Below are 16,073 nucleotides of genomic sequence, written 5' to 3'. Positions count from 1 at the left end.
GGATTTCGATCGGCCGATACCCTTTGCAGGCACCGGATTGCATATCGAAACGAGGCCATGAAGAACGAGGCTTAAGGTGATCGCCCGAGCCCCTCAAGGCGAATCCCCGAAATGGCTCGTCCAGTCCTCGAGTGCGACCTCGAACCCGGTTTGGAAGCGATGAGAGCGTTCAATCCATGACCATGCTTTCGGTCAATATCAACAAGATCGCCTGGTTGCGCAATGCCCGCAACGGGGAGCGCCCCAACCTTGCGCAGGCGGTGAGGGTGATCGTCGAGGCCGGGGCCCAAGGGATCACCGTCCATCCCCGTCCGGATCGGCGTCATATCCGTCCCGAGGATGTCTACGAGATCGCCTCTTTGCTGGCATCCGAATACCCCGGGATCGAATTCAATATCGAGGGGAATCCCGCTGCCGGAGCGCGCGCCGACGGCTATCCCGGTTTCGATGCCCTGATCGAGGCGGTGCGTCCGCAGCAGGCGACGCTGGTGCCCGATAGCGAGGATCAGATCACCTCCGACCATGGTTTCGATCTTTCGAGCCCGGCCGAGATTCGCAGTATCGGCGATACCATCGCCCGCTACCGCGCCCTCGGGGTTCGCACCAGCCTGTTCATGGATGCCGAGCCGGCGGGACTTGCGCAAACCCGGATCACCCGGGCGAAGGAGTGCGGGGCGGATCGTATCGAGCTCCATACCGGACCCTTCGCCGAACTGGCGCGAAAACATGGTTTGAAGCATCCGGCCACCCGCAGCGCCCTTCGTTCGTTGCACGATGCCGCCCGCCATGCCGCATCCTCGGGGCTTGCCGTCAACGCCGGACACGATCTGGATCTTTTCAATCTCGGAGCCTTTCTCGGCGGTGGCGAGCAGGGGACGGAGGAGATCGATCGATCGCCCATCGCCGAGGTCTCGATCGGCCATGCCCTGATCGCCGACGCACTGGATTTCGGGCTGGAAAAAACGGTGGGCAAATACCTCGCCTGTATCGCCTCGGCAAGCAAAGCGAGTTGAAGCGAAGTTCAAGCGCAGTTCAAGGAGCGAGGCGCCGTTTTCGATCCGAAAAAGGCAATGCCAAGCGCAGGTAGCCATCACTCGTTGAAAGGAGAATCGATCAATTAACACCCCCCGATATCTTGGGAGGGGGTTGAGGGTGCCGCTTTACAGAATTTTATTGTCCTGCCAGCGCATCTACGCCGGCCGTTGCGACTTCATGATCTTCCTCTACGGTGCCGGTGCTGACACCGATGGCACCGAAGGAACTCCCGTCGCCGGTAGCCAAAGGAACGCCGCCGGGGAATGTGATCAAGCCGTCGTTGGAAAGCTCGATTCTGTACAAGGGTTCACCGGGCTGCGACAGCTCGCCCAAGGTTCCCGTCGGGAAGGGGAACAGGGCGGAGGTTCTGGCTTTCTTGATCGCAATATCGATGCTGCCCAAGAAGGCACCGTCCATACGTACAAAGGCTTTGAGGTTTGCACCTGAATCGACAACGGCAATGTCCATCGGCACCTCTATTTCAACCGCCTTCTCTTGAGCCGCATAAATGGCGGTAAAGGCTTGATCCAGAGCGCTCTCTCCGTCGGCTTCAAGCGTCGGGAGTTCATCGGCGAAGATCGCTTCTACCCCGACGATTGCCACATCATGGTCATTTTCTATCGTGCTGCCGCTGACACCGATCGCACCGATAATCGTGCCGTCACTATTTTTAATCGGCACCCCGCCGGGGAAGGTAATCAAGCCGTCATTGGAAAGTTCGATCTGGTAAAGCGGCTCCCCTGGCTGGGAGAGTTCCCCCAGCGTGCCTGTGGGCATGGTAAACCATGCGGATGTTTGGGCTTTCTTGATGGCAATATCGACACTGCCCAAGTAGGAATCATCCATGCGAGCGAACGCCCTCAGATTCCCGCCGGCATCGACCACAGCGATGTTCATGAGCGTGTCCAGTTCGATCGCTCTGTCTCTCGCGGCAGCGATGACAGCCATCGCCTGCTCCAAGTTGATGTTGGCCGGCTCGACGGCGATTTCCTGCGTCGCAAATGCTTGGGCACCGGCCGTCGCCACCTCATGATCTTCCTCTACGCTGCCGGTACTGACGCCGATTCCGCCGGAAGGAACCCCGTTTGCATCGACCAAGGGCAACCCGCCGGGGAAGGTAATCAACCCCTCATTGGAAACCTCGATTTGGTACAGGGGCTGACCCGGCTGCGACAGTCCGCCCAATACGCCGGTTGCGAAAGGGAACAGGGTGGATGTTCGGGCTTTCTTGATCGCAATATCGATGCTGCCTAAAAAGGCGCCATCCATGCGTTTGAAGGCTTTCAGATTGGCGGAAGAATCCACTACCGCGATATCCATCGGAACCTCGATTTCGGTCGCCTTTCGCTCCGCGGCATCAATCGCCATCAGCGCTTGACCCAACAACGTGGAGGTATCGATTTCCAGTGGTTGCAATTCGTCCGCCAGAACTGCCTCGGCACCGGCCATCGCCACTTCGTGATCATCTTCCACCGTGCTCCCGCTGACGCCGATCGCGCCGATAACATTGTCATGGCCATCCACAATCGGCAGACCACCGGGGAAGGTAATCAAGCCGTCATTGGAAACTTCGATCTGGTAAAGGGGCTCGCCCGGCTGGGAAAGTTCGCCGAGGACTCCGGTTGGAAAGGGGAAGAGCACAGAGGTTCGGGCCTTTCGAATCGCGATATCGATGCTGCCGGCAAAGGCACCATCCATCCGCACAAATGCCTTCAGATTTCCGCCGCGATCGACGACCGCAATATCCATCAGCGTGCCTTGTTCTTCCGCCTTTTGATAGGCTGCCGCAACCACGGCATTCGCCTGCTCAAGAGAAATGTCCGTCGGTGGTGGCGGCGTCATCGGTTCTTCGTTTGCAAATGCTGCGCTCAGAAAAAGGGCGATGATCGTTGCCGGTAGAAGATACAGGAATCCTTTTAGCCTAGGCATCTTTGCTCCTTTTGATTGATGGCTCCCGTGCCACATCTTGTGAACGGGATATGAGATGGTGGAGTGGCACCGCTATCGGCGCCTTTCTCCACTTCCGTTATGCTAAGCCAAGTCTTAAGAAAAGGGACTTACATGGGAAAGTATCCTTAGTGGATTTTAATGCATTGACCGGCCAAATCATCCAAATGGGGAACATGCCATGAAAGACCCGAAAGAAAAGCCCGTCATCCTCGGTGTGCCTGAGTTTTTCGAGCGGTTTTCCGAAACGAAGCCTCCGCTCGAGCGTTCGTCGAGAAGCGGCTTTGGAAAGATGGGAGCCGACCTGTCCCAAGTGTAAAAGCCAACGCTACGGTATCTGGAAATCTCGCAAAGGGAAGGACTGCCGGAAGGGCGTGCATACCAATGGCATCGAGAGCGTGTGGGCGTTGCTCAAATGCATCTCGTCTATCACCACTGGTCGACGAAGCATTGCCGTCGCTACATCGACGAGTTCACCTTCCGATTCGAACAAAGGGAGCGGTCGTGTCGGCACCCTCGACTTCTTGGCTGCACTGTGCGAGGGCGGCGCGGTCGGGAAACGGTTGGCCTACGCCTCTTTGACGAGGGGTTGAGCGATGAGATGGCTCCATGACTTCAAGGAACGACACCTGCGTTGCGACCGATGTGCTCGACAAAACCCAGCGGCGCCGTCGGCTATGGAAAACCGGAAAGGGCTGCGTTATGATGCCTGTAATCCAACGATTGGCACTTTTCCGTATAAACCCCCTCGCTTTTACCCTCGCTTTCATCGATGATATTCGAGGCCAGCATCATCCGGGACGATGCCGGCACGATTGCCTCGGTGCCTGCCGGCAGTAGGTTGTGCCAACACCAAAATTGTGCCAACCAAGCGGGATCGGTCGACTCCGGCTGCAATCGCCCTTCGGGAAATCTTCGGCCTCGATGCGAATGCCAAGAGCGAATAACTCCCTTGCCGGTGAGCGGACGAGGCAAGGACCCAAGGCGATCGCCTTCGTTCGTCAAGGGACGATTCGAAAAAGAGTGAGCGCTCGCTTCGTTCGGGGATGGAAAAAGAACGATCATTGGCCGAGATCCGGATCCATGGCGAGGCGATCTTGGCCGATGCGAGCATAGAATCTCGCCAGCAGGCGGTAGGTCAATCCCCAGATCAGCCGACCTTCGAAGGCGATCGCCGGACGTGAACGGGAGGATCCCTGATGGTTTTCAAGGGGCGGACGGTGGCGAGGATAAAAACGAATGTGATTGTCGGGGTGATTCAGGTGCGCATCGGGAATCCAAAAGGCCTTGCGGATCTCGTATCCGTCGGGGCGCAGATCGAGGCATCGATCGCCGAGGTGGAACACGCAAGCCCCGATGGATCCGATGTCAATATCGAAGCGCGAAATCGGTATCGGCGCCATGACCCCCAAAAAATCCGCTTGAAGGAGATCCAAACCGACCTCCTCCAAAGTTTCTCGAACGGCGGCGGCCCGAAGACCCTCCTCGGGGCCCTTGGCCCAGCCTCCGGGAAAAGCCATATCCCCCGACCATCGATCGCCTTGTCGATGGCTGCGCTCGACGAAGCAAAGCCTAAAGGAGGAGGGATCGCCGGCAAGGATTATCGCCACCGCCGCCCGCTTATCGGCAAGGCCATCTTTCTGTTCGATCCCCGAATCACCCTCCTTCGCCAAGGATCGGCGGATACGATCGATCCGGCTCATGGCGCATTTCCTCGGATTCGCCGGGTATCGTCGTCTTGCAGCGTGGATGAGGCGGCGGGGCGAAAGCCGAACCCCTGTTCGTTCCGACCTATCGCCGGATCGCAGGCCGGATCGCAGGTAGGGATGCCTTTGCCGGCCGGCCTTCGCCGGGGTATCGAGCGGCGCAAGGGACGCTCGTTTTCGAAGCGGACACTCCACTGCTTTGGGGCGATCTGCGGTCCATTTCGCCCCTGTTCCCCGAGGAATCTCGATCGATGAGCGACTTGCTTTGGCAGCCCACCATGGAGCGCATCCGGGCTTCGAATCTCCATCGTTTCGCCCGCAAGGTGCAAGAGCGATATGCCATCTTCGGTGATGACTACGCCGCCTTGCATCGATGGTCGGTGGAGAATCGAGCCGATTTCTGGTCGGAGATCTGGCGGCATGGGGGCGTGATCGGTGAGATGGGAGAGGGTCCGGCATTGGTGGACGATCGGATGCCGGGGGCCAAGTGGTTTCCCGCAGCAAGGCTCAACTTCGCGCAGAACCTGCTTCGGCGACGGGACGACGCCCCGGCGATCATCTTTCGACGCGAAGACGGATATCGGCGGGTATTGAGTTTTCGGGGTCTTCACGAATCCGTGGCATCGACCGCCCGGGCGATGCGCGCGATGGGCATCGAGAAAGGCGACCGTATCGCAGGCTACCTGCCCAATATGCCGGAAACGGTGATCGCGATGCTGGCCTGCGCGAGTATCGGCGCCATCTGGTCTTCCTGCTCCCCGGATTTCGGGGCGCAAGGAGTCGTGGATCGTTTCGGCCAGATCCAGCCGAGGCTGCTCTTCGCCGCCGACGGCTACCTCTACGCCGGCAAGCATCACGATTGTATCGAGCGGCTAGGCGAGATCGCCCGCGCCCTTCCCGGCCTCGAGCGGATTGTCATCATCCCCTTCACTCGCTTGGCGCCTGCGCTGGAAAAGGATCTGCAGCGCCTGCCGAAGGCCGTCCTCTTCGAGACCTTCCTTGCAAGCGCCGAAGACGACCAAGAAGCGCCGGCAGCCGACCCCTCGGATTCGATCTCCTTCGAGGCCTTGCCCTTCGATCACCCCCTTTACATCATGTACTCCTCGGGGACGACCGGGGCCCCGAAGTGCATCGTACACGGGGCGGGCGGAACCCTCTTGCAGCATATCAAGGAGATATCGCTGCACAGCGATCTGAAAGCAGGTCAAAGGATGTTGTACCTGACCACATGCGGCTGGATGATGTGGAACTGGTTGGTCAGCGCCCTTGCCTGCGAGGCCACGGTGGTGCTCTATGACGGTTCCCCCTTGCACCCAAGCGGCAACGCCCTTTTCGATATTGTGGACGAAGAGGAGATCGATATTTTCGGCACCTCCGCCAAGTTCATCGATGCGGTGCGAAATCAGGGGATCGAACCCGCTCGTAGCCACGCCCTGATACGCCTTAAAACGATCCTTTCGACCGGCTCGCCCCTTTCCCCCGAGGGTTTCGATTTCGTCTATCGATCCATCAAAGGCGATATTTGCCTGTCATCGATCAGCGGCGGGACCGATATCATGGGATGCTTCGCGCTGGGAAATCCCACCGCCCCGGTGCGGTCAGGAGAGATCCAGTGCTCGGGGTTGGGCTTGGATGTCCACGCCTTCGATGACGAGGGGCGCAGCCTCGTCGGCGAAAAGGGCGAGCTCGTTTGCACCCGCGCCTTTCCCTCGATGCCGCTGGGCTTTTGGAACGATCCCGAGGGTCGACGCTATCACGATGCCTATTTCGACCGCTACGAAGGGGTGTGGTGTCACGGCGACTATGTCGAGATCAGTGAATCCGGGGGCATGATCATCCACGGGCGCTCGGATGCCGTGCTCAACCCCGGCGGAGTGCGCATCGGAACCGCGGAGATCTATCGCCAAGTGGAGGGCTTGGATGAAATCGTCGAGGCCTTGGTGGTCGGTCAGCAGTGGGAGGGGGATGTGCGCATCGTTCTTTTCGTGGTGCCGGCGCCGGGGGTCGAGCTGAACGAGGCGCTGGAGGATAAGATCAAGAGCAATATTCGTGCCAACACCACGCCCCGCCATGTGCCGGCGCGTATCTTGCGGGTAAGCGATATCCCCCGTACCCGCAGCGGCAAGATCACCGAGCTTGCGGTCCGGGATATCGTGCACGGTCGCCCCGTTCGCAACTTGGAGGCCCTTGCCAACCCCGAGGCGCTCGATCAATTCTCCGACCGACCGGAGCTCCGATCTTGAGGGGATCCCCCCCGGATTGAAAGCAAGATAAGAAGGGTATCGAGTCTTTTCGATTTCCCTTCGCCCTCCTCGCCGATCGCGGAGACGATGCCGTCGATATCGCCCGCCACCTCAGGGTTTGGGGGGTTGGGAAAAAAGCGAGCGCTTATCGATCGGCGGGCCGCGATCCGGATGGCGAGGGGGGATCGATCCGATCCTTGGATTGCGGGCGCACCTCGGCGAGGGCGGCGGCGAGGATCAGTGCGGATCCGATGATTTGCCGCCAACCGAAAGCCTCGTTCGCAAAAGCGGCGGCCGATGCAACGCCCACCAATACCTCGAAGAGCAGCAGCAACGCCGCCCGTCCGGGGCTGATCGCTTTGACCCCCCACAGAACCCCCAAAGTGCTCACGATCGTCAGCATCGCCAAGAAGGCGACGACCAAGAGGGCTTTGGGGTCGGGGATCGGTATCGCTTCGGGGGCGATATCGAGCCACAGGATGATTCCGCCCGCACATGTCCCGCCGATGAAAAGCGCAAGGGTTTGGGCCATCGATGAAACGGCGGTGTCCTGATGGGCCCGCAAACTGCCCAAAGCCCATGCCACTCCTCCGGCAAGACCGCACCAATCCCCGATATTGCGCGGTAGCGGAAGTCGCCCGTCGGCGCCGAGCACCACCCAAAGCCCCGCGAGTCCCATGATCAAGGCCACGATACGAGCGGGAGTGAAACGCTCTGCGAGCAGCATGCGCCCCAAGAGGGTTGCCCATACCGGGCTGAGATAGAAAAGAAGGATCGCGCTCACCACATCCGTCAGCACCACCGCCATCGAATAAAGAACGAAGGAGCTGCCGGTACAAAATCCGGTGATCAAAAGTCCGGGGGAGAAAAAATGGATGCGGCGGCGAAGGATGAACGGCAGCAAGAGCAGCAAGGAGAGGGAGAAAGTCCCCAGCATCGACCACAAAGGCCCGGTCCCGATTTCTTCGAGGTAGCGCAAGGGGATCCAAAGGAGCCCCCACAAAGCACCGGCGCCGATGATGGCGAGCTCGGGGGCGGCCAGAGGTAGGCGCATATCCTTGATTCCTTGAAATCGGGCGTTTTGAGCGATCGGGCTCGAATCTCGAAGATCCGTCGGTCGAGGGATCGACGAAAAGCCTTATCTTGGCGGAGCCCTCATTCACCCCAGGCATCGGCGAGGAAGCGAAGCCAGTTCCCCCCCAAAACCTTGCGAATGCGATCCTCGCCCCACCCCCGGCGCATCATCGCCGCCGTCAGCGAGGGGAATTCGTTCAACCTTGCCAAGCCCTCGGGCAAGCGCGGAACCCGGGGGGTGCCGGGTACCAACAAGCGACCCACTCCCTTGTCGCGTCGGAGCCATTCGAAGAAGGCGAGATCTTGATCTTCGGTGAAGTCGGTGCCCACCCCGACGGCATCCTCCCCGACGACGTTGATCGCATATTCCATGACCTCGACACAGTGATCCACCGTGGTGTCGTCCCCCCAAGGCAGGAAGGGGGGATAGGTGGCGATTCCGATGAATCCGCCGCGCTCGGCCACCGCCCGCATCTGCGCGTCGCTCTTGTTGCGCGGATGATCCTTGATCCCCGCCGGGCAGCAGTGGGTGAAGGAGACCGGTCGAGCCGAATGTCGCAGCGCATCCTCGCCGGTGACGGGGCCGACATGCGAGAGATCCACCAGCACCCCGCAGCGATTCATCTCGTCGATCACATCCCGGCCGAAATCCGTCAACCCGCCATCGTGCGACTCCCAGCAGCCGCTGCCGACAAGGTTGGCGGTGTTGTAGGTCAGTTGCATCACCCGAACTCCGAGGTCGCGGAAGATCTCGACGAAATCGGCGCGATCCTCGAGGGCCGATGTATTCTGCCAGCCGAGGATGATCCCGGTTCGCTTCGAACGCTTCGCCTCTTCGATATCCGAGGTGTGATGCACGGGAATCAAAAGATCATCGTATTCATGGAACCACTTCTTCCAGCGGGCGATATTTTCCATCGTCTCCCGGCATCCTTCCCATACCGAGCAGGTGCAGTTGGCGGCGGTCAGCCCCCCGGCACGCATCGCCTGAAAAACGGAAGGCCCCCATTTCGAGATGACCAAGCCATCGATCACGATGGCATCTTCGTGCAAAGCGCTTGCATCCATCGTTCATCCCCCCTTTTTTCTTGGTTGCGATATTTCTTTGCGTTCGAGCCTCGATCTTCGAAGCGCAGCTTGAAAGCGCAAGATTCCCCCATCAAGTGTAAAACCCTTCCGATATCGAACAAAGCGCAGTGGAGCGAATCGCCGATGGCCGGTCGAGGGCAAAAAAATCGCCGTCAGGCGCATTTGCGCATGACGGCGATCGATGGTTTTTTCATCGGCGATTCGATGATATTCCTTGCCTTTTCGTCCTTCTCGTTCGGTATCGGGCCAAGAGCCCGGCTGCCCATCGCATCGGGCAGCCGAGCCGATAACCGCATCGATATCCGACCTACATAAGACCGCCGCCGCTGGCGCTGTTATTGACCAAGGCGCCACCTCCGCCGGTACGGGTCAATACCTGTACCGTGAAGGGCCGGGATCCCGATACCTGACAGAAGAGATCCGAGCCCTGCCACTGGTGAACGATGATCTCCGATAGGTCGGCGGTTTGCATGTGAAAGACCGCGCCCCGTTCGATGGTCCCCAAAAATCCGGTATAGGGCATCCCGTCGTTGTCGTGGCATTTGAGGCTTACGTTTTGACAGTCTCCCGCATACTCCGTCGGGCAGCGGATACGTATATTCGAGATGTCGGACGAATCGGGGGCCGGGATGTCGTGAATATCGACCCGATTATCGACGCTTCGAAGGGTGGCGCTGTTGTTGATCAACACGCCATCCCCCGAGCGAGTCCAGACTTGGGCAATGAGATCCCCGTCGCTGCGAAGCGCGCAGCCCAAGCGCCCCTTGCCCTCCCATGATCCGCCGATGATCTCGGCGATTTCGGTGGCGGACAGGGTGACGGTGCCCATCGAAGGGATGGGTTGGGCCAAGCGACCCTCCATGAACATCCCGTCTTCTTGAGCGCTGCATTCCAAGGAGACGTTACAGGGCTCTTGGTGTCGGCACCAGATCCGCACATTCGCCTGATCTTGGGCCGATGGAGGGGGGATGGCCAAGGCATGCGATTGCACCGAGAGCGTCGGGGCCGGAGGTGAGGGTTTGTCACCTCCTCCCCCACCCGGGGCCGTCACTTCGGTCATCACGATCGGTAGCTCGAAGACCACGTTTTGGAAAATGCTGTCGATCTTGTTCGTCGAAGCGGTGAAGGTGATGGTGCCGAAATCATCTCGTGCGTTGTTATCCGCATGGACATAGACGGAAACGGGGTACGGCCTATTCCACTGCACCGTCTCGAAGGAAAAAGAACTCGGTTCCACCACGATATCGGAGCTGCTCGCGGAGACGGAAATGTTCACCGGAACGGGGGTTGGCTGGTTGAGACTTATGTTGATGGTGGTGGATTGATTCTCTCCCAGCGACAACCGTTCCTCGGAGAGCACCAGCAAGGGCTCGATATCGTCATCGTTCACCTTGATCAATTTGGTCACGCTGGGGGTGGACAAGCCCCCCGAGGTGGTCAAGAGAATGGAGGCGCTCTCGTCATCGTAGTTGCTATCGTTCACCGCGGTGACGGTTACCGTTCGTGCCACGGTGGAATTTGTGGAGTTGAAGTTCATCGTCTCCGGCGAGACCCTGATCGCCCCCGGATCGGAGCTCTCCAAGGACACGAAGACGGGGAAGGCGGGGACGGTGCTGCCGCCGAGTTTGACGGTGAAAGTGCCGCCGCTGCCGCCTTCTTCGAGCGTCAGCACGCCGGTATCATCCAACACGATGCTGCCCGAAGGCGGCGTGTCATCATCGATCACGGTGATTGGAATGGTTTGGGAAGGAGCGTTGAAGGTGGTTGCGGATGCACTCAAGGTGATCGATGCACTTTCGTCATCGTAGTTGCTGTCATCGGTGGGGGTGATGGTGACCAACTGCTCTTTGTTGGGGTTCATGGGCAGGAAGGTCAAGGTCGAAGGCGAAACCGTGACCGCCCCCGTATCCGTTCCGCCGACCGTCAACGAGACGGTGGTATCGAAAATGATCGGATCGGTAGCGTTATCCTCGACAAGCGAGATACCCCATACATCGCCCCCGGCCCCTTCGACGATGCCGGCATCCGCCGTCGTCTTTCTGATCACGATCCGGCCGGTTGGCGGATTGTCGGTATCCGTCACATCGACTTCTCGCTTCAATTTGTCGTTGTCGTTCGAGTAATCGATCGGGTTATCGGTATTGACCCGGTAGTCGTCAAGGTTGGTCGCGACGATCTCGATCTCGGTGCTTTCATCGTCGTAGTCTTTATCCCTTGCGGCCTCGATGGTTACCTCCTGTGCCGTATTCCAGTTCGAGGGGTTGAAGGTCAGCCTGCTCGGCGAAACTCTGGCCACGGTTTCATCTTTGCTGGTCACGGAGATGGCAGCGTTGATGGCCGGAGGGGCGCCCAAGGTCACGGTGAATGTGCTACTTGCTTCCTCATTGATAGTCGCCTTACCGGTCTGGCTCAATATGATTTCCCCGTCGTCATCGATCACCTCGAAGGTTTTATCTACCTCGGGAGCCCGGTAGCCGGAGGAGTCATCGAGTTTGATGATGGTTTGGCCGTCCGTACCATCAGCGTCGGAGGCTGCGGTGATGGTCACCGTTTGCGCCGTGTTGTAGTTCGTATCGGAAAAGGTCAACGTTGCCGGTGAGACCGTGCCCACAGCGGTGTTGTCGCTGACTACCGAGATAACGGCGCTGGTGCCCGAAGCCGGAGGGGCGGCGAGGGTGACGGTAAAGTCTTCACTGCCATCGGTACTGCTGTCCTCGATGAGCTCGATAGCCCCGCTGCTGAGATTGATCGCCCCGTCGTCGTCGTGCACCGCAACCGCTTTTTGCGCGCTCGAAGCGGTGTAGGCGTCGTCATCATTGACGGCGAGGGTGATGGTGGTGGCATCGTCCGTGCCGTCGGTATCCTGCACGCCGGTGACGGTTACCGTCTTCGCCGTATTGTAGTTCGATGTGGTGAAAGTCAGCGTGGCCGGCGAGACCGTGGCCGCATTCGTATCACTGCTTGTCACATCCAATTGGACGCTCGCCGCCGGCGGAGCGCCGAGTTCGACGGTGAAGGTGCCGGCAGTGCCGCCCTCGGTGGCAACGACCGCCGCGCTGCTGATATCGATGCTCCCGTCGTCATCGATGATCGTGAATTTTCTCGTCACATTGTCCGCGTTGCCAGCACTAAGGGTGATGATGACGTCGGCGTCGTTCGTGCCATCGGCATCTTGCGCCCCGGTGATGAGCAGCGCCTGATTCATCTGGTAGTTCGTAGAGTTGAATGTCAGCGTGACTTGATTATCGGTAGTGTTGGTATCGCTGGTTGACGAGACCGATACCGCAAGGTGGTCCGCAGTTGCCACCGTCACGATCTGATCGCCGGCCGGAGCTTGCTGGAGCTTCACGGAATAGGAGCGCGTGTCGCCCTCGTCGACTTCGATGGCATTGGAAGCATGGTCATCATCTTCGCTGGTGCTCAACAAGATCATCTGATTTTGATCGGTGACGGAGACCGCTATGGTCACGTCGGCAAGATGCAAGCCGCTGGTGGTGGCGGCGCTGAGGGTGACGGTGACGGTTTCGTCATTGGTATCGGTATCGCTGGGCGCGGTGATGTTAAGGGTCTGAGATGTGCCATAGTGGACTCGGCCAAAGGTCATCGAAGCGGTACCGACACTCGCGGCATCGGAGTCGCTGCTCGATACATTGAGAACGATATCCGATAAGGGGGGCACGGGATTGCCGGCGGCATCGGTATCGGTCGCTGTCAGCGAGACGGTGACGGAGGTCGATCCCGTTTCGGTGATGGAGACGCTGCTCTGAGATAGGGTGATGGTGCCATCGGGGATTTGGCCCGGTATAAATTCACTGAGGGCCCCTCCTTGGCCGCATGCGCCAAGATCAGTTGTGATGGATGAGCACCTTAAATAGCCCGATTGATATTGCGTCCGGGCACTTTTGTACTCGAAGCAAACCCTTCCGGGAAATCGGCTGGTTGCGTAGGATACGGTATTGTTGCCGGTAGTTGCAGCGATTTCGGCACCACTCAACGCGACGCACCCGCCGCCGCCGGCGGCTTGAAGTGCCCCCGTGACACTGATAGTTTCGTTGCAGTTATTGGTATAAGTAGTATTAGCTGACGTGACGGTTTTGACAAGACAGTTATCCAACCTCAAGACCTGTGCGTTTGCAGGGTCGGAGCCGGCGGCGAGCATGACAGCGCAGCCGAGCGCCATAGCGAGCGGCAAGGCCAAGCGATTCGGTCTTTCGATACCGGGTGAGCCCTCGAGCGGCGCCGACCGAGGGCGAGGGTTCGAAGTGGTGTTATCCATCGTCGACATGTTCATGATCAAAGGCACTCCTTATCACGACTTCTCGTTGTATCAGGCTTGGCTATGAAAACCACTACCGCTGCCCGCGGCCCGTCGGCGTTTTTTTCGAAAAAAGTGGCAGAGCGTTTTTTCGCCTCGGCGATTATATCCCCAATCGACATCGAAAACACCGATCATCGAAGAGCATCCGATCGAAAAGCGAACGGAGAAATTCTCGCATCGTCGTTTTTTTGCGCCGTCGTTTTGATGATGACACCCGATGGCAAGATCTGCGCAAAGCGGCGGGGGATGCGGATCGAGATCGAATCTCAGCCGCTCCCTTTCGGTGAGCGGGCATCGAGAACCCCCGAGATCATCAGCAGGTTCGAGATGATTTCATGCCGGTGGGGAGTTTGCCGATGGCGGGGCTGCCGGTGGAGTGCCTGCTGGTGGAGTGCAAGGTTATCGCGTCGGATCAACAAGGCATCGATGCCCGCGGCATGAGCCCCTTGAAGGTCGGCCGTCGGGCTGTCTCCGACGTGCAAGGCTTGAGCGGCCTCGACGCCCACGAGGGCCAAGGCGAGGTCGAAAATCTTGCGCGCCGGTTTCGCCGCTCCAGCGGTCGATGAGTGGACGATCGCTTGGAAAAAGGGTGCAAGCCCCAAGGCTTCGAGCAACGGCGGCAAGCGCGAATCGAAATTCGATACCACCGCCAATGCGATATCGCGCTTTCGCAGCATCCGCAGCGTTTCTTCCACTTCGGGAAACACCCGCCAAGCCCCAGGGTCGGCATAGTGATCGAACAGGCGCTCGAAGCAAGCATCGAGATCCGCAACCCCCCCGACTTGCCCGAAGGTGCGTTCGACCAATTCCCTCCACCAATCGTATTCGGCCGCTTCGAGATCCGAAGCCTCACGATCGGGAAAGGCCAAAGGTGGCATGGTGCTCCAAGCGCGCCGAAAGGCGCGGGAAACGGCCGCTTCGTCGGCTTTGGATCCGAATTGCGAGGCGATCTCCGCGTAGGTTTCGCCCACCGGTCTTGCGACATCGATCAGTGTTCCCGCAGCATCGAGCAGCACGGCTTTTTTTTCCGCACCCCCTTCGATCCCCGACCATCCGCCGGGTGGGCCGTGGCCCGTCGGGGTATCCTTTGCCGGGGGCGCAGTCGGTTTTCGCATGATCGAGGGTTTTTCGAGCGGATCCATGATGCAGCAAAGTGGGAATGATGAAAGAAGCGATACTGCGATATGCGATATGCGATATCGATCATGTTATGGGTATGTTATCGGCATGATATTGGAAGATGGATGCGATGGCGATGCGAACAATCCTTGCGATGATCGACGCATCGATCTCGGTATTCTTTATCCCGATATCCTTATCCTTTCTCGATCCTCTTTCGTTCGATGCAACGAGATTCGATGCAGCGAATACGAACGACATGAAGACGATCCGGAGGCCAAGGGCTCGAAGGGCGGATATCGCTGCCATCGATGCAAGATACCATCGGCGATTCGGCGGGGGTGACTTCGCAAGATGAGCGGGATTCGAAAGGGTTTCAAGCGCAAGTTCAAGGGCGCGTATGCCTCTTCCGAAGGGGATGGCATCGTCCTTGGTTCGTTGACACCGCAGTCAAGGACGATATTTCGGCCAAGTGCGAAAGATTGTCCCGATCATTGGAGGACAAGAGGCGATGAAGGGAGCGAATCTCCTCGTAAAGACGCTCGTCGATGCCGGAATACGGCGGATTTTCAGTCTTTCGGGCAATCAGATCATGCCGGTTTACGATGCTTGTATCGATAGCGGCATCGATATCGTCCATGTCCGTCATGAGGCGGCGGCGGTGTTCATGGCCGATGCGACGGCGCAGTTGACCGGGGAATTGGGCGTGGCCCTCGTCACCGCCGGGCCGGGTTTCGCCAACGCCTTGTCCCCCCTTTTCGGCGCCCGTCTTTCCGAAAGCCCGGTGATGTTGCTTGCCGGGGATGCCCCGATCGGCGCCGAAGGAAAAGGCGCTTTTCAGGAGTTGGCGCAAAGAGAGATCGCGCGCCCGCAAGTCAAGGCGTCGATGAGGCCCGAACGGGTCGGGGAGATCGGGCGGATGGCGGCGCAGTTGATCGCAACCGCGCTTTCTCCTCGTCCGGGTCCCGTACATCTATCCCTGCCATTCGATCTTCTGAAAGCGCAGGTGGCGAAGAGCGATCAAGAGGTCGATCTCGACATCGAAGCCCCGTGCCCGCATCCGCCTGCGCCTTCTTTCGCCGCCCGCCTCCGGCACTTGATGGCGCAAGCGAAGCGGCCGCTGATCCTGACCGGCCCGAGCCTTTCTCGCAGCCGCAATGCGGCGATCAAAGATGCCCTCGAAGGGGCGATGCGGATTCCGGTCATTGCGATGGAAAGCCCTCGCGGATTGCGCGATCCTTCGCTCGGGGCATTCCCCGAGTGCTTGGCCCAAGCCGACCTCGTCGTATTGTTGGGGAAGATGCCGGATTTTTCGCTGCAGTTCGTGCAATCCCCGCCCTTGGGGGAGCGGGCGAGGTTGGCGGTGATCGATCCCGAGCCCGGCATGATCGAAAGGGCGCGCCGATCGGCCAAGGAGCGTTTGGTTTTCAGCGCTTGCGCCGGCCCCGTCGAAGCCGCGCAAGCGATCGTGCAAGCGGCGAAAGAGCGTCCCTTGCACGGTGATAGCTGGCGTAAGGAGGTGGCGCAAAGGATCGCCGTGCG

10 protein-coding genes are annotated in these 16,073 nt (G+C 59.2%); 4 read left to right on the top strand and 6 right to left on the bottom strand.

Features of this window, described 5'->3' with window-relative positions; genetic code table 11:
* Positions 1-176 precede the first annotated feature (176 nt).
* Positions 177-1,013 carry a pyridoxine 5'-phosphate synthase gene (locus BF99_RS0116140; RefSeq protein ID WP_025771834.1) on the top strand — a complete coding sequence of 279 codons (837 nt, stop codon included), beginning with the start codon at positions 177-179 and terminating at the stop codon, positions 1,011-1,013.
* A 157-nt stretch (positions 1,014-1,170) separates the two neighbouring features.
* Here the strand turns inward: BF99_RS0116140 and BF99_RS23825 are convergent, their stop codons facing one another.
* Entirely contained in the window at positions 1,171-2,964 is a 1,794-nt protein-coding gene (locus BF99_RS23825) for a GlcG/HbpS family heme-binding protein (RefSeq protein WP_231471415.1), read from the bottom strand.
* A 199-nt stretch (positions 2,965-3,163) separates the two neighbouring features.
* Between BF99_RS23825 and BF99_RS23095 the strand changes: the two genes are divergently transcribed.
* Positions 3,164-3,301 carry a hypothetical protein gene (locus tag BF99_RS23095; protein WP_156013395.1) on the top strand — a complete coding sequence of 46 codons (138 nt, stop codon included), beginning with the start codon at positions 3,164-3,166 and terminating at the stop codon, positions 3,299-3,301.
* Between the two features lie 742 nt (positions 3,302-4,043).
* Here BF99_RS23095 and BF99_RS22175 read toward each other — a convergent pair.
* Positions 4,044-4,685 (bottom strand): NUDIX hydrolase, encoded by a 642-nt coding sequence (locus BF99_RS22175; RefSeq protein WP_081759317.1) that lies wholly within the window; start codon positions 4,683-4,685, stop codon positions 4,044-4,046.
* Between the two features lie 254 nt (positions 4,686-4,939).
* Here BF99_RS22175 and BF99_RS0116105 point away from each other — a divergent pair, with 254 nt between their 5' ends.
* Positions 4,940-6,931: an acetoacetate--CoA ligase gene (locus BF99_RS0116105; RefSeq protein ID WP_025771822.1), complete on the top strand. Its 1,992-nt coding sequence runs from the start codon at positions 4,940-4,942 to the stop codon at positions 6,929-6,931.
* A gap of 145 nt (positions 6,932-7,076) precedes the next feature.
* Here the strand turns inward: BF99_RS0116105 and BF99_RS0116095 are convergent, their stop codons facing one another.
* The 4 genes from BF99_RS0116095 to BF99_RS21235 all read right to left on the bottom strand — a co-directional run bounded on the left by BF99_RS0116095 (position 7,077) and on the right by BF99_RS21235 (position 14,554).
* Positions 7,077-7,985 carry a DMT family transporter gene (locus BF99_RS0116095; RefSeq protein WP_025771820.1) on the bottom strand — a complete coding sequence of 303 codons (909 nt, stop codon included), beginning with the start codon at positions 7,983-7,985 and terminating at the stop codon, positions 7,077-7,079.
* Positions 7,986-8,086: 101 nt separating this feature from the next.
* Positions 8,087-9,073, bottom strand: coding sequence for a dipeptidase (locus BF99_RS0116090; RefSeq protein ID WP_025771818.1), 987 nt, complete (start codon positions 9,071-9,073; stop codon positions 8,087-8,089).
* Positions 9,074-9,401: 328 nt separating this feature from the next.
* Positions 9,402-13,385 (bottom strand): beta strand repeat-containing protein, encoded by a 3,984-nt coding sequence (locus BF99_RS0116080; protein WP_156013393.1) that lies wholly within the window; start codon positions 13,383-13,385, stop codon positions 9,402-9,404.
* Between the two features lie 293 nt (positions 13,386-13,678).
* Positions 13,679-14,554: an HAD-IA family hydrolase gene (locus BF99_RS21235; protein WP_025771810.1), complete on the bottom strand. Its 876-nt coding sequence runs from the start codon at positions 14,552-14,554 to the stop codon at positions 13,679-13,681.
* Positions 14,555-15,042: 488 nt separating this feature from the next.
* On the opposite strand from BF99_RS21235, the gene BF99_RS0116040 reads away from it, so the two are divergent.
* The coding region (locus BF99_RS0116040; RefSeq protein ID WP_025771804.1) for a thiamine pyrophosphate-binding protein at positions 15,043-16,073 on the top strand (1,031 nt) is incomplete at its 3' end.

This window comes from Thioalkalivibrio sp. HK1 (assembly GCA_000583135.1).
Classification (GTDB): domain Bacteria; phylum Pseudomonadota; class Gammaproteobacteria; order HK1; family HK1; genus HK1.
Note: the sequence above shows the minus strand (reverse complement) of the source record. Positions and strands in the feature narration are given on the sequence as shown.

Coding starts and splice junctions, on each gene's coding strand:
- BF99_RS0116140 (WP_025771834.1), top strand. CDS start 177: ATGACCATGCTTTCGGTCAATATCAACAAGATCGCCTGGTTGCGCAAT.
- BF99_RS23825 (WP_231471415.1), bottom strand. CDS start 2,964: ATGCCTAGGCTAAAAGGATTCCTGTATCTTCTACCGGCAACGATCATC.
- BF99_RS23095 (WP_156013395.1), top strand. CDS start 3,164: ATGAAAGACCCGAAAGAAAAGCCCGTCATCCTCGGTGTGCCTGAGTTT.
- BF99_RS22175 (WP_081759317.1), bottom strand. CDS start 4,685: ATGAGCCGGATCGATCGTATCCGCCGATCCTTGGCGAAGGAGGGTGAT.
- BF99_RS0116105 (WP_025771822.1), top strand. CDS start 4,940: ATGAGCGACTTGCTTTGGCAGCCCACCATGGAGCGCATCCGGGCTTCG.
- BF99_RS0116095 (WP_025771820.1), bottom strand. CDS start 7,985: ATGCGCCTACCTCTGGCCGCCCCCGAGCTCGCCATCATCGGCGCCGGT.
- BF99_RS0116090 (WP_025771818.1), bottom strand. CDS start 9,073: ATGGATGCAAGCGCTTTGCACGAAGATGCCATCGTGATCGATGGCTTG.
- BF99_RS0116080 (WP_156013393.1), bottom strand. CDS start 13,385: ATGAACATGTCGACGATGGATAACACCACTTCGAACCCTCGCCCTCGG.
- BF99_RS21235 (WP_025771810.1), bottom strand. CDS start 14,554: ATGGATCCGCTCGAAAAACCCTCGATCATGCGAAAACCGACTGCGCCC.